The 19,374-nt window shown below is 43.4% G+C and carries 18 protein-coding genes and 1 other annotated feature; all 18 genes read left to right on the top strand.

From position 1 onward, the window contains the following. Position 1: 1 nt before the first annotated feature. The 18 genes from BM095_RS15070 to rpsJ all read left to right on the top strand — a co-directional run bounded on the left by BM095_RS15070 (position 2) and on the right by rpsJ (position 19,337). Positions 2-514 carry an NYN domain-containing protein gene (locus BM095_RS15070; protein WP_091663743.1) on the top strand — a complete coding sequence of 171 codons (513 nt, stop codon included), beginning with the start codon at positions 2-4 and terminating at the stop codon, positions 512-514. A 98-nt stretch (positions 515-612) separates the two neighbouring features. Continuing rightward, positions 613-1,263, top strand: a complete 651-nt coding sequence (gene sigH / locus BM095_RS15065) for an RNA polymerase sporulation sigma factor SigH (protein ID WP_091663740.1) — start codon at positions 613-615, stop codon at positions 1,261-1,263. 167 nt (positions 1,264-1,430) lie between these two features. Beyond that, on the top strand, positions 1,431-1,580 hold the full coding sequence (gene rpmG / locus BM095_RS15060) for a 50S ribosomal protein L33 (protein WP_091663738.1): 150 nt from the start codon (positions 1,431-1,433) through the stop codon (positions 1,578-1,580). 391 nt (positions 1,581-1,971) lie between these two features. Next, the gene (gene secE, locus BM095_RS15055; RefSeq protein WP_091663735.1) at positions 1,972-2,166 is read left to right on the top strand and encodes a preprotein translocase subunit SecE; all 195 of its coding nucleotides are present in this window, start codon (positions 1,972-1,974) and stop codon (positions 2,164-2,166) included. Between the two features lie 52 nt (positions 2,167-2,218). Next, positions 2,219-2,752: a transcription termination/antitermination protein NusG gene (gene nusG / locus BM095_RS15050; RefSeq protein WP_091663733.1), complete on the top strand. Its 534-nt coding sequence runs from the start codon at positions 2,219-2,221 to the stop codon at positions 2,750-2,752. A 166-nt stretch (positions 2,753-2,918) separates the two neighbouring features. Then, positions 2,919-3,344, top strand: coding sequence for a 50S ribosomal protein L11 (rplK, locus tag BM095_RS15045; protein WP_091663730.1), 426 nt, complete (start codon positions 2,919-2,921; stop codon positions 3,342-3,344). Between the two features lie 68 nt (positions 3,345-3,412). After that, entirely contained in the window at positions 3,413-4,156 is a 744-nt protein-coding gene (gene rplA, locus BM095_RS15040; RefSeq protein WP_091663727.1) for a 50S ribosomal protein L1, read from the top strand. Positions 4,157-4,217: 61 nt separating this feature from the next. Then, positions 4,218-4,368 (top strand) — a sequence feature (ribosomal protein L10 leader region). Positions 4,369-4,422: 54 nt separating this feature from the next. After that, positions 4,423-4,923, top strand: coding sequence for a 50S ribosomal protein L10 (rplJ, locus tag BM095_RS15035; RefSeq protein WP_091663724.1), 501 nt, complete (start codon positions 4,423-4,425; stop codon positions 4,921-4,923). A gap of 61 nt (positions 4,924-4,984) precedes the next feature. Continuing rightward, complete coding sequence (gene rplL / locus BM095_RS15030) at positions 4,985-5,347, top strand: 50S ribosomal protein L7/L12 (protein WP_091663720.1); 363 nt, start codon at positions 4,985-4,987, stop codon at positions 5,345-5,347. 137 nt (positions 5,348-5,484) lie between these two features. After that, positions 5,485-6,084, top strand: a complete 600-nt coding sequence (locus BM095_RS15025) for a class I SAM-dependent methyltransferase (RefSeq protein ID WP_091663717.1) — start codon at positions 5,485-5,487, stop codon at positions 6,082-6,084. A gap of 371 nt (positions 6,085-6,455) precedes the next feature. Next, the gene (gene rpoB, locus BM095_RS15020) at positions 6,456-9,992 is read left to right on the top strand and encodes a DNA-directed RNA polymerase subunit beta (RefSeq protein ID WP_091663714.1); all 3,537 of its coding nucleotides are present in this window, start codon (positions 6,456-6,458) and stop codon (positions 9,990-9,992) included. Between the two features lie 16 nt (positions 9,993-10,008). After that, positions 10,009-13,623: a DNA-directed RNA polymerase subunit beta' gene (gene rpoC, locus BM095_RS15015; RefSeq protein ID WP_091663711.1), complete on the top strand. Its 3,615-nt coding sequence runs from the start codon at positions 10,009-10,011 to the stop codon at positions 13,621-13,623. 77 nt (positions 13,624-13,700) lie between these two features. Further along, positions 13,701-13,952, top strand: a complete 252-nt coding sequence (locus tag BM095_RS15010; protein ID WP_091663708.1) for a 50S ribosomal protein L7ae-like protein — start codon at positions 13,701-13,703, stop codon at positions 13,950-13,952. Between the two features lie 108 nt (positions 13,953-14,060). Beyond that, positions 14,061-14,474 carry a 30S ribosomal protein S12 gene (rpsL, locus tag BM095_RS15005; RefSeq protein ID WP_091663706.1) on the top strand — a complete coding sequence of 138 codons (414 nt, stop codon included), beginning with the start codon at positions 14,061-14,063 and terminating at the stop codon, positions 14,472-14,474. Between the two features lie 108 nt (positions 14,475-14,582). Next, the gene (gene rpsG / locus BM095_RS15000; RefSeq protein ID WP_091663703.1) at positions 14,583-15,053 is read left to right on the top strand and encodes a 30S ribosomal protein S7; all 471 of its coding nucleotides are present in this window, start codon (positions 14,583-14,585) and stop codon (positions 15,051-15,053) included. A 75-nt stretch (positions 15,054-15,128) separates the two neighbouring features. Next, positions 15,129-17,207, top strand: coding sequence for an elongation factor G (fusA, locus tag BM095_RS14995; protein ID WP_091663700.1), 2,079 nt, complete (start codon positions 15,129-15,131; stop codon positions 17,205-17,207). 119 nt (positions 17,208-17,326) lie between these two features. After that, positions 17,327-18,517, top strand: a complete 1,191-nt coding sequence (gene tuf, locus BM095_RS14990) for an elongation factor Tu (RefSeq protein WP_091663697.1) — start codon at positions 17,327-17,329, stop codon at positions 18,515-18,517. Positions 18,518-19,028: 511 nt separating this feature from the next. Then, complete coding sequence (gene rpsJ, locus BM095_RS14985) at positions 19,029-19,337, top strand: 30S ribosomal protein S10 (RefSeq protein WP_091663694.1); 309 nt, start codon at positions 19,029-19,031, stop codon at positions 19,335-19,337. The last annotated feature ends 37 nt before the right edge of the window (positions 19,338-19,374 follow it).

Here is a 19,374-nt window from a genome sequence, read left to right as displayed (position 1 = left end):
TATGAAAGATATATTGCTAGTTGACGGATACAATATGATCGGCGATTGGCCAGAGTTAAAAAAAATAAAAGACCATGATCTAGCTGAGGCTCGTGATCTGTTAATCGAAAAGATGGCAGAGTATCAAGCATTCAAAGGCTGGGAGGTGAAGGTAGTTTTTGACGCCCACATGGTCCCGGGTCTTGGTAAAAACTATAATAATCATTTAGTAGATATTATCTATACCCGGGAGAATGAAACGGCAGATGAAAGGATTGAGAAACTGGTAGGGGAGCTAAAAAACATTGAGACCCGAATCCATGTAGCTACTTCTGATTATGCTGAACAGACATTAACGTTTGGAAGTGGAGCTTTGCGTAAATCAGCTCGGGAGCTTCGGATTGAGATGCAAGTAGTCGAAAAAAACATAGCGAAAGAAGTAGAACAACAAAGTGCGCAAGAAAAGTTGTCAAACTTTCCCCTTTCAGAGGAAATGGCTGAAATTTTTGACAAATGGCGTCGAGGCCACCGTTGAGCGGTTGACGCTTCTATAAGCGGTGCTATATAATGTAATTACCAACATATTACAACGCAATTATAATCGTACAATCAGTCGAGGGCGGAGGGATTGTATTGAGTCTAGACCTCAAAGAAACAGAGCATCAGTACTTAGATAAAGCCGAAGACGAAATTCTTGTAGAAAAGGTACGTTCCGGTGACAGCGCTTCTTTGGAATTTTTGATTAACAAGTACAAGAACTTTGTCCGGGCCAAAGCAAAATCATATTTTTTAATTGGCGGGGATCATGAAGATATTGTACAGGAAGGAATGATAGGACTCTATAAGGCAATTAGAGACTATCGGGGGGACAAGCTTTCGTCATTCAGAGCTTTTGCCGAGCTATGTATAACCAGGCAGATCATTACCGCAATTAAGACAGCTACGAGACAAAAGCATATGCCTTTAAATTCTTACATATCTTTGGACAAGCCTCTCTATGATGAAGAGTCCGAACGTACATTATTAGATGTACTTTGTGGTTCCAGAGTGAGTGATCCTGAAGAGCTGTTTATTAATCAAGAACAAGTGGATGACATTGAAGGGAAAATTAGAGAGATACTAAGTGAACTTGAACAGAAAGTGCTGATGTTATACTTGGACGGGAGGTCTTACCAAGAAATATCCGGTGAGCTAAACCGCCATGTAAAATCGATCGACAACGCTTTACAACGTGTCAAGAGGAAATTAGAAAGGCACGTTGAAGTGCGAAGTATCGTGTCTTAATTGTTGTCTTAATATTTCAAATTGAGAAGCATCCTTCGCGTGAGAGGGTGCTTTTCTGTGGATATAAAGCATTTTTTCGGCGTATAGTGTGAAATTGACACCTTTTTTTCATTGTGATAAGGTAAGGAAGCGTATGCAGAGACATATTTTACTGCAGGAGGTACTCGATGCGGAGTAAAGTAATTATGGCATGTTCCATATGCCATTCACGAAATTATACAACTGAAAAAAATAAACAAACTGTAACAGACCGCATTGAGATGAAGAAGTTTTGCAAACACTGCAACACTCACACCCTTCATCGTGAAACAAAATAAGCGGTTGTTTTTTTATTAGATAAGAAAGTACATTGCGGAGTGTTAGTTTCGGCGTCTGGCCGTTCGAAGGCTCATTAGAAGGAAGAATCTTTTGCTAAGGATGCCATGTCCTGCGTATAACATAAACGTTTTTCACTTGAGGTGGGGCGTGTTGGGATAAGGTCTTTTTCTTTTGTTGCTTTCTATTCTCCTCTTCATTTCCGGCCAACAGGGTGAGGGAGAAACTAGTCGCGGCTCAGCAAGATGCTTTCCGCTTTTCGTATAATGGAAATTTGAGAGATGGTGTAAAGCCACGGTCGTAAAAAATCGTAGGTTTCTCAAAGTGTACTCGTTTCAAATGGAGGAAGAGAAAGTCGTTTATTGTGTAATGGCTAAATGGAGGTGGCCTGGTATGGCTGAAGGTACAAAGAATCCTGCAAGGTTTCTTCGAGACGTAGGAAAAGAATTAAAACGGGTAAGTTGGCCAAACCGTAAGGAGTTAACGAAATATACGATTGTAGTTATTATTACGATCATATTTTTTGTTGTCTTTTTTGGCGTAGTGGATCTCTTGCTATCAGAACTTGTTAGGATCTTCCTTGATTAGGAAGCGTTAAGGCTCGAACAGGAGGAGGGAAGGACGTATAGTCCGGACAATAATGGAAAAGAATTGGTTTGTGGTTCACACATACTCCGGTTATGAGAACAAAGTAAAGACAAACCTCGAAAAGCGTGTAGAATCGATGGAGATGACGGATAAGATCTTTCGTGTACTAGTCCCTGTCGAAGAAGAAACTGAGGTAAAAAATGGCAAGAGCAAATCGGTTACAAGAAAGGTATTTCCTGGATATGTCATCGTACAAATGATTATGACAGACGATTCTTGGTATGTCGTTCGAAACACCCCGGGTGTAACCGGATTTGTAGGTTCATCTGGTGCAGGTTCAAAACCGACCCCTCTTTTACCAGATGAAGTGGATAATATTCTAGAAAAGATGGGAGAGGGAGAGCCGGTACCTCAAGTCGACTTGCACCTCAAGGAATCAGTCAAAGTAAAAGAAGGCCCGTTTGCTGATTTCACAGGAACCATTGAGGATATCAATGCAGAGAAACAAAAAGTGAAAGTGCATGTCAATATGTTTGGTAGAGAAACTCCTGTCGAACTGGAATTTCATCAAGTTGAAAAAATTTAATTAGTGAAGCATGTGTGTTTCAATCAATACTTGCAGATCCTTTAGGAAAATGATAAGATTTTAATGTTTGTTACTCAGAAACAAATGCAGAGGGGTATACCCTTTTTAATGAGTGGGAGGACGACATGTCCGACGAACCACATCACGGACTAAGGAGGTGTGTCGCGTGGCTAAAAAAGTCGAGAAAGTAGTAAAACTTCAAATCCCTGCTGGAAAAGCAAACCCAGCACCGCCAGTTGGTCCGGCTCTCGGACAAGCAGGTGTGAATATCATGGGATTCTGTAAAGAATTTAACGCTCGTACTTCCGATCAAGCAGGCATGATTATTCCTGTAGAGATCAATGTATATGAAGACCGTTCCTTTGATTTTATTACGAAGACACCGCCAGCTGCCGTTCTATTGAAAAAAGCAGCAGGAATAGACAGCGGTTCTGGTGAACCCAACCGTAATAAAGTTGCAACGGTAAAACAGGACCAAGTACGTGAAATTGCAGAAACGAAAATGCAGGACTTGAACGCTGCTGACGTGGAAGCTGCAATGCGTATGGTCGAAGGTACTGCACGCAGCATGGGTATCACGATAGAAGAATAATGATGTTTGTTTTGAGGTTGCGACTTCCGCTTCGTAAGAACGGTTGATATATTCGCAACCTTTTAATAGTGGGAGGTCTGACCGCTAAAACCACAACCGAGGAGGAAATGAAATTGGCTAAAAGAGGTAAAAAATATCAAGATGCTGTTAAGCTTATTGATGCTGAACAACAATATAACGCTGAAGAAGCGATAGAGCTCGTAAAGAAAACGTCCATTGCTAACTTTGACGAAACAGTTGAAGTAGCTGCGCGTCTTGGCGTTGACCCTCGTAAAAATGACCAGCAGATTCGCGGAGCTGTAGTTCTTCCGCATGGAACTGGTAAGACACAACGTGTTCTTGTTTTTGCAAAAGGGGATAAAGCGAAGGAAGCAGAAGCGGCTGGAGCTGACTACGTTGGCGAAGAAGACCTAGTCAACAAGGTTCAGCAGGGCTGGTTTGACTTTGATGTTGTCGTTGCCACTCCTGATATGATGGCGCAAGTTGGTAAGCTGGGTAAAACGCTTGGACCAAAAGGTCTCATGCCGAACCCTAAAACAGGTACAGTTACAATGGATGTTACAAAAGCCGTTGAAGAAATCAAAGCAGGTAAAGTAGAATACCGGGTTGACAAGGCTGGTAACATTCATGCGGCCATCGGGAAAGTCTCTTTCGACACAGATAAGTTGGTAGAGAACTTTAATACAATTATCGACACATTAGTGAAGGCTAAACCATCAGCTGCGAAAGGCACGTACATGAAGAATGTAGCTGTCTCTTCCACAATGGGGCCTGGCGTTAAAGTTAGCACAGCAACTCTGAATTTAAAATAAATGTTTGACGAATTGTTTAAGAGACGCTATACTAGATAGCGGTGCTTAACGTTCCTAATAAGTAAATAGATGACGTATACCGCAGACAGCAGGTGCGCCATGCGCTTAATTTCCTGCCGAGGTAGTTTTCGATAAACTCCTTTTATTAAAGGGGTACTTGTGCGAGAACAAAACCTTCGTGTCTGGGGACATGAAGGTTTTTTTATGAGGATGAGAACTTCCGTCCTGTTTGCGGCATGCCAGATATCAGAGCAGGAGGTGTGATAATGAGCAAAGTAATCGAACAGAAAGAACAAGTAGTACAAGAGATTGCGGAAAAACTAGAAAATAGTGTTTCTACTGTCGTAGTAGATTACCGTGGTCTTGATGTATCTGAAGCTACTGAGCTTCGTAAGCAGCTCCGTGAAGCTGGTGTCGATTTCAAAGTGTATAAAAACACAATGGTTCGACGAGCTACTGAAAAAACGAATCTTACAGATCTAGATGAATATCTCGTGGGACCGACTGCCGTGGCTACTAGCACGGAAGATGTGGTGGCGCCGGCGAAAGTGTTGAATAACTTCGCTAAAGACCATGAGGCTTTAGAGATCAAAACAGGTGTTATCGAAGGGCGCGTTGCCTCTCTTGAAGAGATTAAAGAACTCGCTTCTCTTCCGTCTCACGATGGATTGGTTTCCATGCTTCTCAGTGTTCTTCAAGCTCCTATCCGCAACTTTGCATTGGCTTCTAAAGCAGTTGCTGATCAAAAAGAAGAAGAGGGCGCTTAAGTTATTAGCAGTATGTAACGTTTCGATAGATATAAAATAATAATTTTAAGGAGGATCCACAATGAGCAAAGAACAAATCATTGATGCGATTAAAGAAATGTCCGTTCTTGAACTGAACGACCTTGTAAAAGCAATTGAAGAAGAATTTGGTGTGACTGCGGCTGCTCCAGTAGCTGTTGGTGGCGCTGCACCTGCAGAAGGTGGAGAAGAGCAAACTGAATTTGATGTTGTATTGGAAGAAGCTGGTTCTTCTAAAATCAACGTTATCAAAGTGGTGCGTGAAATCACTGGACTCGGACTTAAAGAAGCAAAAGCACTTGTTGACGGTGCACCTGACACAATTAAAGAAGGTGCTGACAAAGAAGAAGCTGAAGAAATCAAAGGCAAGCTTGAAGAAGCTGGCGCTAAAGTGGAACTTAAGTAATTTTACAAAAAGAGCTTTCTCTCAGGAGAAAGCTCTTTTTATCGATTGCGATATACGAAAACCAGAAAGAATGATAAGTAGAAGATAAGTGGTTGGGTACCACTATCCGCGGCTGTGGATACGGGAAGGGTGATAGGATGGGCGGCCATTACTTTGATGAAAATCCCGAAAAAGAAAGCAAAGAGCGTTTGATAACAAACAACCTTCGAGGCAGGGAAATGACTTTTATTAGTGATCAAGGTGTTTTTTCGAAAAACAATATTGATTATGGCAGTCGGTTGTTAATTGAATCATTTCAGTGGCCGGATGTCCAAGGGGACATAGCTGACATCGGTTGTGGGTACGGTCCAATCGGGCTGACGTTAGCGAAAGAAACGGAAAATACTGTTTGGTTGGCGGATGTTAATAAGCGGGCTCTTGCTTTGGCAGAAAAAAACGCCGCTCAGCTAGGGTTACACCATACAAAAGTAATCGAAAGTGATTTGTTCGAAGCACTCGTTGGAAGAACATTTGCTGTGGTGGTGTCTAACCCTCCAATTAGAGCGGGCAAGGCAACGGTTCATCGTTTATTTGAGGAAGCGTTTGAACATCTTTGCCACAACGGGGAATTGTGGATCGTTATCCAAAAGAAACAAGGGGCCCCCTCTGCGCTTGAGAAGTTGAAAACCTTGTTCGGACGAGTAGATACAGTGGAGAAAAAGAAGGGTTATTATATTTATCGCGCAACCAAATGTTGACCCTGTCCTATGTTTGTGTTATAGTCTTATAATGCATATAAGTATCCTCAGGGGCAGCGTGTATATGCCAGATTCACCATTATATAGGGTATAGGTATAAAAGTACAGAATCTGGAAAAAATAATATAATCAGACATAAAGATGGAAAATAGTGGTTCTTATTAAGAGGCCATTTTTTTCTTTGTATGGAAACCCTGACATGAGCGCGAGCCTTGTTATTAACGTTATTTTATCATCCAGGAGCCAAAAATGAAACAGCGCCTGGCTGTATCATAGGTACTTTTGCTGATGTATTTGGCAACCGCCATATGTATATTGCCTGTTCTATGTGAACAGGTGGACATTTATACGATATTGAAAGGGTGACTCAGTTGACAGGTCAACTTATTCAGTTTGGACGCCACCGCCACAGAAGAAGTTATGCAAGAATCAATGAAGTTCTGGAACTTCCTAACTTGATTGAAATTCAGACGGCTTCTTATCAATGGTTTCTTGATGAGGGCATACGCGAAATGTTTCAAGACATTTCTCCTATTGAAGATTTCACGGGAAATCTAGTTCTGGAGTTTATTGACTACAGCCTTGGTGATCCCAAATATTCTATTGACGAATCCAAGGAAAGAGACGTCACTTATTCCGCTCCGTTACGCGTGAAAGTCCGGCTTATGAACAAAGAAACCGGTGAAGTGAAGGAACAAGAAGTTTTCATGGGGGACTTTCCTCTCATGACGGACACGGGTACATTTGTGATCAACGGCGCCGAGCGTGTTATCGTCTCGCAGCTTGTTCGTTCACCAAGTGTTTACTTTAATGAGAAGATGGACAAGAACGGGAAAAAAGGCTATACAGCAACAGTCATACCTAACCGGGGAGCATGGCTGGAGTTAGAGACTGATGCAAAGGACATTGTATATGTACGGATCGACCGTACAAGAAAAATTCCTGTAACTGTTCTTTTGCGGGCACTTGGATTCGGGTCTGATCAAGAAATCATTGATTTGCTTGGAGAAGATGAGTACTTACGCAACACACTGGAGAAGGACAATACAGACGGAGCTGAGAAAGCACTCTTAGAGATTTATGAGCGTCTCCGCCCTGGTGAACCTCCTACAGTGGAGAGTGCAAAAAATTTACTATACACACGCTTTTTTGACCCGAAACGCTATGACTTTGCAAATGTCGGCCGTTATAAGGTGAATAAAAAGCTGCATATTAAAAACCGTCTGCTTAATCAACGGTTGGCCGAAACCCTTGCGGACCCAGAGACTGGGGAAGTGCTGGCAGAAGAAGGAACGATCCTTGACCGCAGGACACTGGACCGCCTCATTCCTTACTTAGAGGAAAACGTAGGCTTTAAGAGATATTCTGTGGTTGGGGGCGTGATGGAAGAAACAGACTTAAACGTACAGTCTATTAAAATTTACGCTCCGAATGATCAGGAAGAATCATCCCCTCTTCAAGTTATCAGTAATGGGGTAGTGGATCGTGATATTAAAAATATTACTCCGGAAGATATTATCGCTTCTATTAACTATTTCTTTAATTTACTTCACGGAGTAGGTCTCACAGATGATATAGACCACCTTGGAAACCGCCGACTTCGCTCGGTAGGTGAATTGTTGCAGAACCAATTTAGAATTGGTCTGTCCCGGATGGAAAGAGTGGTACGGGAACGGATGTCCATCCAAGATCCAAGTGCTATCACTCCGCAGGCATTAATTAATATTCGCCCGGTAATTGCGTCTATTAAAGAGTTTTTCGGTAGCTCTCAGCTCTCTCAATTTATGGACCAAACAAACCCATTAGCAGAACTGACACATAAACGCCGCTTGTCTGCATTAGGACCAGGTGGATTAACAAGAGAACGGGCCGGCTTTGAAGTGCGGGACGTGCATTATTCCCACTACGGACGTATGTGCCCGATTGAAACGCCGGAAGGGCCTAATATTGGGTTGATTAACTCTTTGTCCTCCTACGCTAGGGTGAATCGATTTGGTTTCATTGAAACAGCCTATCGTCGTGTGGACCATGAGACCGGAGTAGTCACTACGGAATGTGATTACTTGACAGCCGATGAAGAAGATAATTATGTCGTAGCTCAGGCAAACGCAACTCTTAATGATGACGGGACATTTGCGGATGATCAGATCATCGCCCGTTTTCGCGGAGAAAACACCATTGTTCCGAAAGAAAAAATTGACTATATGGACGTTTCCCCTAAACAGGTCGTTTCAGCTGCGACGGCATGTATTCCTTTCTTAGAGAATGACGACTCCAACCGTGCACTTATGGGAGCGAACATGCAGCGTCAAGCAGTACCTCTTCTTGAGCCGGAAGCACCTCTTGTTGGTACGGGTATGGAGTACGTATCTGCTCGTGACTCAGGAGCGGCAATCGTAGCTAAGACAGATGGAGTGGTAGAACGCGTCACCGCTCGTGAAGTATGGTTGCGCCGTATTGAGTTAGTAGATGGGCGTGAAGTAGAGACGGATATAGATAAATATAGATTTTCTAAATATATTCGCTCTAACCAAGGGACTAGTTATAATCAGCGGCCGATTGTTAGTGAGGGAGACCGGATCAAAAAAGGAGAAGTACTTGGTGACGGACCTTCGATGGATAAAGGCGAAATGGCACTTGGTCGTAACGTATTAGTAGCCTTCATGACGTGGGATGGCTATAACTACGAGGATGCGATTATTCTTAGTGAGCGTCTAGTAAAAGATGATGTGTATACATCTATTCATATAGAAGAATACGAGTCAGAGGCTCGCGATACTAAATTAGGGCCGGAAGAGATCACTCGGGACATTCCAAACGTGAGTGAAGAAGCTCTCAAAGATTTAGACGATCGCGGCATTATCCGTGTCGGTGCTGAAGTGAAAGATGGAGATATTCTTGTCGGTAAGGTAACACCGAAAGGAATGACAGAACTGACAGCGGAAGAAAGATTGCTTCATGCCATCTTTGGTGAAAAGGCACGAGAAGTACGCGACACGTCCTTACGTGTACCACACGGAGCGGACGGCATTGTATTGGATGTAAAAATATTTAACCGGGAAGATGGGGATGAGTTGCCACCAGGTGTGAACCAACTCGTTCGTGTGTATCTTGTGCAGAAGAGAAAAATCCATGAAGGCGACAAAATGGCAGGTAGACACGGAAACAAAGGTGTTATTTCTAGAATTCTCCCAGAAGAAGATATGCCTTACTTGCCAGATGGAACGCCTGTCGATATTATGTTGAACCCGCTCGGTGTGCCGTCACGAATGAATATTGGTCAGGTGCTTGAACTCCATCTTGGAATGGCTGCTCGTGAATTGAATCTTCACATGGCTACTCCGGTATTTGATGGGGCGAATGAAGAAGACGTGTGGAGCACACTTGAAGAAGCCGGAATGGCACGTGACGGTAAGACTATTCTTTACGATGGTCGGACGGGAGAGCCATTTGACAGCAGGGTTTCTGTTGGTGTGATGTATATGATTAAGTTAGCCCACATGGTTGATGATAAGTTGCATGCACGTTCTACTGGACCTTATTCACTAGTTACACAGCAGCCTCTCGGTGGTAAGGCTCAATTTGGTGGACAGCGCTTTGGAGAAATGGAAGTATGGGCGCTCGAAGCTTATGGAGCAGCGTACACGCTTCAAGAAATCTTAACGGTTAAATCGGATGACGTGGTTGGTCGTGTTAAAACGTATGAAGCTATTGTAAAAGGAGAAAACGTTCCGGAACCGGGAGTTCCTGAGTCGTTTAAAGTGTTAATTAAAGAGCTTCAGAGCCTTGGTATGGACGTAAAAATGCTGTCTAGTACAGAAGAAGAGATAGAAATGAAAGAACTTGATGACGAAGAGGAACAATCGGGCAGCAAGTTAAATTTGAAAATGGAGTCCAGTGAAGTTTGAAAGGGAGGTTGACCCTTTGATTGACGTAAATAATTTTGAATACATGAAAATAGGCCTCGCATCACCGGATAAGATCCGGTCCTGGTCTCGTGGGGAAGTAAAAAAGCCTGAAACTATCAACTATCGTACGCTGAAACCTGAGAAAGACGGCTTGTTTTGTGAAAGAATCTTTGGCCCTACTAAAGACTGGGAATGTCATTGTGGGAAGTATAAAAGAGTGCGCTACAAAGGTGTAGTGTGTGACCGTTGTGGAGTAGAAGTAACCCGTGCGAAAGTGAGACGCGAAAGAATGGGGCATATTGAACTGGCTGCCCCTGTCTCTCACATTTGGTACTTTAAAGGGATCCCTAGCCGTATGGGTCTCGTTCTCGACATGTCACCACGCTCATTAGAGGAAGTTATTTATTTTGCATCGTATGTTGTTACGGATCCAGGTGAAACACCGCTGGAATATAAACAACTGCTTTCTGAAAAAGAGTATCGCTCTTATTATGATAAATACGGGAGAGGTTTTTCCGCACAAATGGGTGCAGAAGCAATTCGCAAATTGCTTCAAGACATTTCTCTTGATAAGGAAGCAAAAACCCTAAAAGAAGAGTTGGAGACGGCACAAGGTCAACGTCGAACTCGCGCAATCAAGCGCTTGGAAGTTGTGGAATCCTTCCGTAATTCTGGAAACCATCCTTCTTGGATGATTATGGACGTTCTTCCGGTCATCCCTCCAGAACTACGCCCTATGGTCCAGCTGGACGGCGGACGATTTGCTACATCTGACTTGAACGATTTATACCGTCGAGTGATCAATCGGAACAATCGTCTAAAGCGACTACTTGATCTTGGAGCACCTAGTATTATCGTTCAAAACGAAAAGCGGATGCTTCAGGAAGCTGTGGACGCGCTTATTGATAACGGACGCCGTGGACGTCCAGTTACAGGTCCTGGTAACCGGCCGTTAAAATCTCTTTCCCACATGTTAAAAGGGAAACAGGGAAGATTCCGTCAGAACTTACTTGGTAAAAGGGTGGACTATTCAGGCCGTTCTGTTATCGTGGTTGGCCCCAGTTTGAAAATGTACCAGTGCGGGCTCCCGAAAGAAATGGCTCTAGAGCTGTTTAAACCTTTCGTTATGAAAGAGTTGGTAAGCAGAGGATTGGCTCACAACATAAAAAGTGCCAAGCGAAAAGTAGAGCGCGTTCATCCAGAAGTATGGGATGTCCTAGAAGAAGTGATTAAAGAACATCCGGTGCTGTTGAACCGTGCGCCTACTCTGCACAGGCTTGGTATACAAGCGTTTGAGCCGATCTTAGTGGAAGGCCGTGCAATCAAGCTGCATCCTCTTGTGTGTACCGCTTATAATGCTGACTTTGACGGCGACCAGATGGCGGTCCACGTACCATTATCAGCAGAAGCACAAGCAGAAGCACGGATACTAATGCTAGCTGCCCAGAACATTCTGAACCCGAAAGACGGAAAACCGGTTGTTACTCCATCTCAAGATATGGTGCTCGGTAACTATTATCTTACGTTAGAGAGAGCTGGAGCCGTTGGAGAGGGCACTGTCTTTAAAGATACAAATGAGGCACTGACTGCTTATCACAATGGATATGTCCATCTACACAGCAGAATTGCTTTGCCGGTATCATCTTTAAGCAAGACAAACTTTACAGAAGAGCAGAGTAAACAGTTGTTACTCACTACTGTAGGGAAGCTTATTTTTAATGAAATATTACCAGAATCCTTCCCCTACATTAATGAACCGACAGCTTCTAACTTGGAAACTGCTCTTTCTGATAAATATATTGTTTCGACAGATGCAGACGTGAAAAAAGAATTTGAAAAAAGAGAGCCTGTCCCTCCGTTTAAGAAAGGATTTCTCGGAGACATTATTGCTCAAGTCTTTAAAGACTTCCAAATCATTGAAACATCAAAAATGTTGGACCGCATGAAGGATTTAGGTTTCTACTATTCAACCAAGGCGGGTATCACGGTGGGTATCTCTGATATCGTCGTTCTTAGTGATAAGCAAGAGATACTTGACGAAGCGGAAGAAAAGGTCGCCCGTGTCATGAAACAGTTCCGTCGTGGTCTCATTACAGAAGAAGAGCGTTATGGCAAGGTTATCTCCATTTGGAGTGAAGCAAAAGACACCATTCAAGATAAATTGATGGGAAGTCTCGAAAAGACAAACCCAATCTTTATGATGAGTGACTCAGGTGCAAGGGGTAACGCATCTAACTTCACACAGCTTGCTGGTATGCGTGGTCTGATGGCGAACCCGTCCGGGCGCATCATTGAGCTTCCAATTAAATCCAGCTTCCGAGAAGGTCTGACTGTATTGGAATACTTTATTTCCACTCACGGTGCGCGTAAAGGTCTTGCGGATACTGCCTTGAAAACAGCGGACTCAGGTTATTTAACAAGAAGGCTCGTGGATGTTGCTCAGGATGTTATTGTGCGTGAAGACGACTGTCATACAGACCAAGGACTTGAAGTATATGCGTTAAGAGAAGGAAATGAGCTCATAGAAAGTCTTCAAGACCGCCTCACTGGGCGCGTAGTCTTTAAGACAGTTCGCCATCCTGAAACAAAAGAAGTATTGGCTAAAAAAGGCGAATTAATTGATACAGATAAAGCGAGAATAATTGAGGAAGCAGGCGTGGAAAGAGTTACCATACGCTCTGTGTTCACTTGTGATACGCGTCACGGGGTGTGTAAGAAGTGCTACGGTAAAAACTTGGCTACTGGCGCGGACGTGGAAGTTGGAGAGGCAGTTGGTATTATTGCAGCTCAATCGATTGGTGAGCCAGGTACACAGCTCACTATGCGTACATTCCACACAGGTGGCGTAGCAGGAGATGACATCACACAAGGTTTACCTCGTATTCAAGAGTTGTTTGAAGCGCGTAATCCGAAAGGTCAAGCGGTCATTACAGAACTGGCCGGAGAAGTTACAGATATAAAAGATCATCAAGATAAAAAAGAGATAACGGTACAAGGTAAGCTTGAGTCACGCTCATACACAACCCCTTACGGAGCTCGTATGAAAGTGGATGTAGGAGACAAAGTGGCAGCGGGTGATCCGCTCACTGAAGGTTCTATCGATCCGAAAGAATTGTTAAAAGTGACAGGCTTGCAAACCGTTCAAGAATATCTCTTGAAAGAAGTTCAAAAAGTTTACAGCATGCAAGGTGTTGAAATTGGTGATAAACACGTTGAAGTAATGGTTCGCCAAATGCTTCGCAAGATCCGGGTAGTAGATTCTGGTGAAACAGAAGTATTGCCGGGAAGCTTGGTTGAAGTGCATAACTTTGACACTGCAAATGAAAATGTCTTACAAGAAGGCAAAAAGCCTGCAGTGGGGCATCCGGTTATTCTCGGTATCACCAAAGCCTCGCTCGAAACAGATTCATTCCTATCTGCGGCTTCTTTCCAAGAGACAACCCGTGTTCTTACGGATGCCGCAATTAAAGGAAAGCGCGATGAACTTCTTGGCTTAAAAGAAAATGTCATCATCGGTAAGTTAGTGCCGGCAGGTACTGGTATGCAACGATACCGGTCGCTGCAAGCGCAAAAGGTAGGCGAGGAATCAGAAGAAGGCACAGAAACAGAAGAGTTTATCGAACAAGAATAAAAGAGTATTGACATCTTTTTCACGTGGTGATAAGCTTTTTAGGTGTGCCTAACACCCTGTGCTTTGGAGGATATAGAATGTCTTATGAAAAAGTGTCACAGGCGTCTAAGGTTTTAATTGGGACGAAGCAAACATTAAAAGCTTTGGAATCAAACTCCGCAGATGCAGTAATTGTCGCTGATGATGCAGAGAGCAAGGTTATCGGTAAAGTACTCCTTGCAGCGGAAGCCAAAGGAGTTTCGATTTACAAAGTAGATTCCATGAAAAAACTTGGGAAAGTTTGCGGGATCGATGTCGGAGCAGCAGCGGTTGCATTGAAAAAGCAATGATGTTTTTGCTGGTAGGTGCTTTCCTACCGGCAAAAACTTTACTTTTGCTTCGAAACGAACCACCTGGAACGGTGGTCTTAAAAAAAGCGAAAGAAAGGAGGAAACAAGATGCCTACAATTAACCAACTGGTACGTAAAGGACGCAAGGATAAAGTCAAAGGTTCTGACTCCCCTGCATTGAACCGTGGCTACAACAGCCATAAAAAGGTTCCAACAGACCAAAACTCTCCGCAAAAACGTGGAGTTTGTACACGTGTTGGTACAATGACGCCGAAGAAACCAAACTCTGCATTACGTAAATATGCTCGTGTTCGTCTAACTAACCAGATCGAAGTGACAGCTTACATCCCTGGGATTGGACACAACCTGCAGGAGCATAGTGTGGTTCTTATTCGCGGAGGACGTGTTAAAGACCTTCCGGGTGTTCGTTACCATATCGTTCGCGGTGCTTTGGACACAGCTGGTGTACAAGACCGAAAAACAAGCCGTTCTAAATACGGTACCAAGCGTGATAAAAAGTAAGCATAGCCTTTGATGAAATAAAAGAGGCTATCGAAAAGATCACCACTTAATTAGTGACTTTTTGAGCCGTCTCTATCTATATAAATATTTTTGAAAGGAGGGTAACACATGCCTCGTAAAGGACCTGTACCTCGCAGGGATGTTTTGCCTGATCCAATTTACCATTCTAAACTGGTTACTCGTTTGATTAATCGTATTATGCAGGATGGGAAAAAAGGTAAGGCGCAAAACATTCTTTATAAAGCATTTGAGTTAGTTCGTGAACGTTCCGGTGAAGAGCCAATGGACGTATTCGATCAAGCAATGAAAAATGTCATGCCTGTACTTGAAGTTAAAGCCCGTCGTGTAGGTGGTGCTAACTATCAGGTACCAATCGAAGTAAAACCAGACCGTCGCACTACACTTGGTCTTCGTTGGATTGTTAGCTATGCACGTCTCCGTGGTGAGAAAACAATGGAAGAGCGTCTTGCTAACGAAATCCTCGATGCTGCCAATAACACTGGTGCTGCCGTGAAGAAGCGTGAGGATACGCATCGGATGGCGGAAGCTAACAAAGCGTTCGCTCATTATCGCTGGTAATCTGTAGAAGACAAAACAGTAGCTTATAACCTTGTAATCCAAATTCTCAGTATGGAAGAAAGGAGAAAAAAGTACATGTCACGAGAATTCTCCTTAGAAAAGACTCGTAACCTAGGCATCATGGCTCACATTGATGCCGGTAAAACTACAACAACTGAGCGTATCCTATACTATACTGGCCGCATCCATAAGATAGGGGAAACCCATGAAGGGGCCTCTCAAATGGACTGGATGGAACAGGAACAGGAGCGCGGGATCACGATCACTTCCGCTGCCACAACGGCTCAGTGGAAAGACCATCGAATTAATATTATCGATACTCCAGGGCACGTCGATTTCACAGTGGAGGTAGAACGTTCCCTTCGTGTTCTTGACGGGGCAGTAACCGTATTAGATGCACAATCAGGGGTAGAACCACAGACTGAGACAGTGTGGCGTCAGGCTACTACTTATCATGTACCTCGAATTGTGTTCATCAATAAAATGGATAAAGTAGGAGCAGACTTTATTTATGCCTGCGGGACGCTGAAAGAACGATTAGGCGCAAATGCTCAACCTATCCAGCTCCCTATCGGTGCGGAAGATAACTTTGAGGGAATTATTGATCTTCTCGAAATGAAAGCCTACTACTATACGGATGACTTAGGAACTCGCACAGAAGCTCGTGATATTCCTGAAGAGTATCAAGCTCAAGCAGAAGAGTATCGTGAAAAACTTCTTGAAGCAGTTTCTGAGTTCGACGAAGATTTGATGATGAAGTACCTCGAAGGCGAAGAAATAGAGATTTCCGAACTAAAAAATGCTATCCGAAAAGCAACCCTTACTGTTGATTTTTATCCAGTTCTTTGTGGTTCTGCTTTTAAGAACAAAGGTGTACAGCTAATGATAGATGCAGTAATTGACTACTTGCCATCTCCTTTAGATGTGCCTCCAATCAAAGGGACACTTCCTGATAGCGAGGAAGAAGTAGAGCGCAAAGCTGACGATAATGGTCCTTTCTCTGCACTTGCTTTTAAAGTAGCAACCGACCCTTATGTTGGTAAACTTACTTTCTTCCGAGTGTATTCGGGTAAGCTGGATTCTGGTTCTTATGTACGCAACTCTACAAAAGACAAGCGTGAACGTGTAGGCCGGATTCTTCAGATGCATGCCAATTCACGGGAAGAAATTGCCACTGTTTATTCTGGGGATATTGCTGCGGGTGTAGGCCTTAAAGATACTGGTACAGGTGATACACTCTGCGACGACAAAAACAGAGTTATTCTGGAATCTATGGATTTTCCTGATCCAGTTATTTCTCTTTCGGTTGAACCGAAGTCAAAAGCAGACCAGGATAAAATGGGGGTAGCTCTTGGCAAACTAGCAGAAGAAGACCCTACCTTCCAAACAGAGACGGACACTGAAACTGGACAAACGATCATTAAAGGAATGGGTGAACTTCACCTTGACATCATCGTGGATCGTTTGAAGCGTGAATTCAAAATTGACGCTACAGTGGGTGCTCCTCAAGTTTCCTATCGTGAAACGATCCGTCAAGCTGCTAAATGTGAAGGGAAGTTTGTACGTCAGTCCGGTGGACGTGGACAATACGGTCACGTATGGATTGAATTTGAACCGAATGAAGAAGGCGCCGGCTTTGAATTTGAAAACAAAATTGTCGGTGGTGTGGTTCCTCGTGAATACATCCCATCTGTACAACAAGGTGTAGAAGAGGCTCTTCAAAATGGTCTTTTAGCTGGATATCCAGTGATTGATGTGAAGGCTACACTATTTGATGGTTCCTACCACGATGTCGACTCTAACGAGATGGCATTTAAGGTAGCAGCATCTATGGCACTACGGAAAGCAAAAGAACTTTGTAATCCTGTGCTGCTTGAACCAATGATGAAAGTGGAAGTTGTCGTTCCTGAAGAATACATGGGAGATGTGATGGGTGACATTACTTCCCGTCGCGGACGTGTAGAAGGAATGGAAGCTCGTGCTAACACACAAGCGATAAAAGCGTTCGTTCCACTTGCTGAAATGTTTGGATATGCCACAAACCTTCGTTCCAACACACAAGGACGAGGAAACTACACCATGTTCTTCGATCACTATGAAGAAGTACCAAAAAGTGTATCTGAAGAAATCATCAAGAAAAACGCTGGTGAATAATTTATCGTAAAAGATTGTCTCTAATTTTGTTTTATTGTAAGCTAAGGAAGGTGACCCTGGTATTGGTGAACCTTTCTGGCTTCCATATAATTTACCTGTATTAAGGGAGGAAATGAACAATGGCGAAAGAAAAGTTTGATCGTTCCAAAACACATGCCAACATTGGTACTATTGGACACGTTGACCACGGAAAAACTACTTTAACTGCAGCTATCACTACAGTTCTTAATAAAAAATATGGTTCCGGTGAAGCTAGAGCATACGATTCTATCGACGGTGCACCTGAAGAGCGTGAGCGTGGAATCACTATTTCTACTGCACACGTAGAGTACGAAACAGAAACTCGTCACTATGCACACGTTGACTGCCCAGGTCACGCGGACTATGTTAAAAACATGATCACTGGTGCTGCGCAAATGGACGGGGCTATCCTCGTTGTATCTGCTGCGGACGGCCCAATGCCACAAACTCGTGAACATATTTTGCTTTCTCGTCAAGTAGGTGTTCCTTATATCGTTGTTTTCCTAAACAAAGTAGATATGGTAGACGACGAAGAACTCCTCGAGCTTGTTGAAATGGAAGTTCGTGATCTTCTTTCTGAATATGACTTCCCTGGAGACGATGTACCTATTATTGCAGGTTCTGCCTTGAAAGCACTAGAAGGCGACGAAGAATACGAAAACAAAATCCTAGAATTGATGCAAGCAGTGGATGATTACATCCCAACACCAGAGCGTGACAAAGATAAGCCATTCATGATGCCTGTAGAGGACGTATTCTCCATCACAGGTCGTGGTACAGTTGCGACTGGCCGTGTAGAACGTGGTGTTCTTAACGTTGGTGACGAAGTTGAAATCATCGGTATCGATGAAGACGCGAAGAAGACAACTGTTACTGGTGTAGAAATGTTCCGTAAGCTTCTTGACTATGCAGAAGCTGGAGACAACATCGGTGCACTTCTCCGTGGTGTAGACCGTGAAGAAATCAAGCGTGGACAAGTGCTTGCTAAGCCAGGATCTATCACTCCACACACTAAATTCAAAGCGGAAGTTTATGTACTTTCTAAAGAGGAAGGCGGACGTCACACTCCTTTCTTCTCTAACTATCGTCCACAATTCTATTTCCGTACAACGGACGTAACTGGTGTTATCCAGCTACCAGACGGAGTAGAAATGGTTATGCCTGGAGATAACGTAGAAATGACAGTAGAACTTATTTCACCAATCGCAATTGAAGATGGAACAAAGTTCTCTATTCGTGAAGGCGGACGTACTGTAGGCGCAGGCGTTGTTTCTACTATCGAACAGTAATTAATCATCTATAAGAAACCCCGTCGCTTGACGGGGTTTTGTTGTTTAGCGAATTGAATAAGCTATTCACTTGTGGATGCTTACTGTTGCCGATTGGCGAGCGCTTTGCGTTTTTGTAACATCGTGTCTAGCACGAAAGCCTGGTTGCTTGGATGTTCATTATATTTACCCACGATCTTCAGGGTGGTTTATGGCGAAAGTGACATCATTCTTCTTGGTTATCGAAGGCACTCTTTTACTTCTCAGTAAATAGAACAAAATGGTGCCAACCCTTGGAAAAGCTTATTTTTTTTAAAAAGATCCTTGCAATTGCTCGCCTCAATCCTTATAATAGTAAAGGTGTAATCACGACACTTCACCGATTACATCATTTTTCATGTGGTTGGAGATGTCGTGAGTGAGGCGATGAAGCGAAAGGTTGCCGATACGCCAGGCCCCTTTGCCATGGTCGGTGTTCGGGAAAATTTTCGCTGAGTATGTCTGTAAAATCGGACGAAAAGGAGGGCTTTATATGGCAAATGAAAAGATTCGTATTCGTTTAAAAGCGTACGACCACCGCGTACTTGATCAGTCTGCTGAGAAAATTGTAGGTACAGCAAAACGTTCAGGTGCTGATGTGTCGGGACCAATTCCACTACCGACAGAAAAGTCGGTGTACACGGTTCTTCGAGCGACTCACAAGTACAAAGATGCTCGTGAACAGTTTGAAATGCGTACACATAAACGTCTAATCGATATTCTCAGCCCAACACCTCAAACGGTTGATGCGCTAATGCGTTTGGATCTGCCGTCTGGTGTGGACATTGAAATTAAACTTTAATGAAGAAATGAAAATAAATTATTAAAATATATTCAGG

It is taken from the genome of Alteribacillus iranensis (genome assembly GCF_900113025.1).
Taxonomy (GTDB): domain Bacteria; phylum Bacillota; class Bacilli; order Bacillales; family Marinococcaceae; genus Alteribacillus_A; species Alteribacillus_A iranensis.
The sequence above is the reverse complement of the archived record's forward strand: the minus strand, read 5'-3'. Positions and strand labels throughout refer to the sequence as shown.

What these genes read in the sequence shown, in the direction of transcription:
- nusG (WP_091663733.1), top strand. Translation starts at nt 2,219, where the DNA reads ATGGAAAAGAATTGGTTTGTGGTTCACACATACTCCGGTTATGAGAAC.
- BM095_RS15010 (WP_091663708.1), top strand. Translation starts at nt 13,701, where the DNA reads ATGTCTTATGAAAAAGTGTCACAGGCGTCTAAGGTTTTAATTGGGACG.
- BM095_RS15025 (WP_091663717.1), top strand. Translation starts at nt 5,485, where the DNA reads ATGGGCGGCCATTACTTTGATGAAAATCCCGAAAAAGAAAGCAAAGAG.
- rpmG (WP_091663738.1), top strand. Translation starts at nt 1,431, where the DNA reads ATGCGGAGTAAAGTAATTATGGCATGTTCCATATGCCATTCACGAAAT.
- rplJ (WP_091663724.1), top strand. Translation starts at nt 4,423, where the DNA reads ATGAGCAAAGTAATCGAACAGAAAGAACAAGTAGTACAAGAGATTGCG.
- tuf (WP_091663697.1), top strand. Translation starts at nt 17,327, where the DNA reads ATGGCGAAAGAAAAGTTTGATCGTTCCAAAACACATGCCAACATTGGT.
- rpsL (WP_091663706.1), top strand. Translation starts at nt 14,061, where the DNA reads ATGCCTACAATTAACCAACTGGTACGTAAAGGACGCAAGGATAAAGTC.
- rpsJ (WP_091663694.1), top strand. Translation starts at nt 19,029, where the DNA reads ATGGCAAATGAAAAGATTCGTATTCGTTTAAAAGCGTACGACCACCGC.
- rplL (WP_091663720.1), top strand. Translation starts at nt 4,985, where the DNA reads ATGAGCAAAGAACAAATCATTGATGCGATTAAAGAAATGTCCGTTCTT.
- rpsG (WP_091663703.1), top strand. Translation starts at nt 14,583, where the DNA reads ATGCCTCGTAAAGGACCTGTACCTCGCAGGGATGTTTTGCCTGATCCA.
- fusA (WP_091663700.1), top strand. Translation starts at nt 15,129, where the DNA reads ATGTCACGAGAATTCTCCTTAGAAAAGACTCGTAACCTAGGCATCATG.
- secE (WP_091663735.1), top strand. Translation starts at nt 1,972, where the DNA reads ATGGCTGAAGGTACAAAGAATCCTGCAAGGTTTCTTCGAGACGTAGGA.
- BM095_RS15070 (WP_091663743.1), top strand. Translation starts at nt 2, where the DNA reads ATGAAAGATATATTGCTAGTTGACGGATACAATATGATCGGCGATTGG.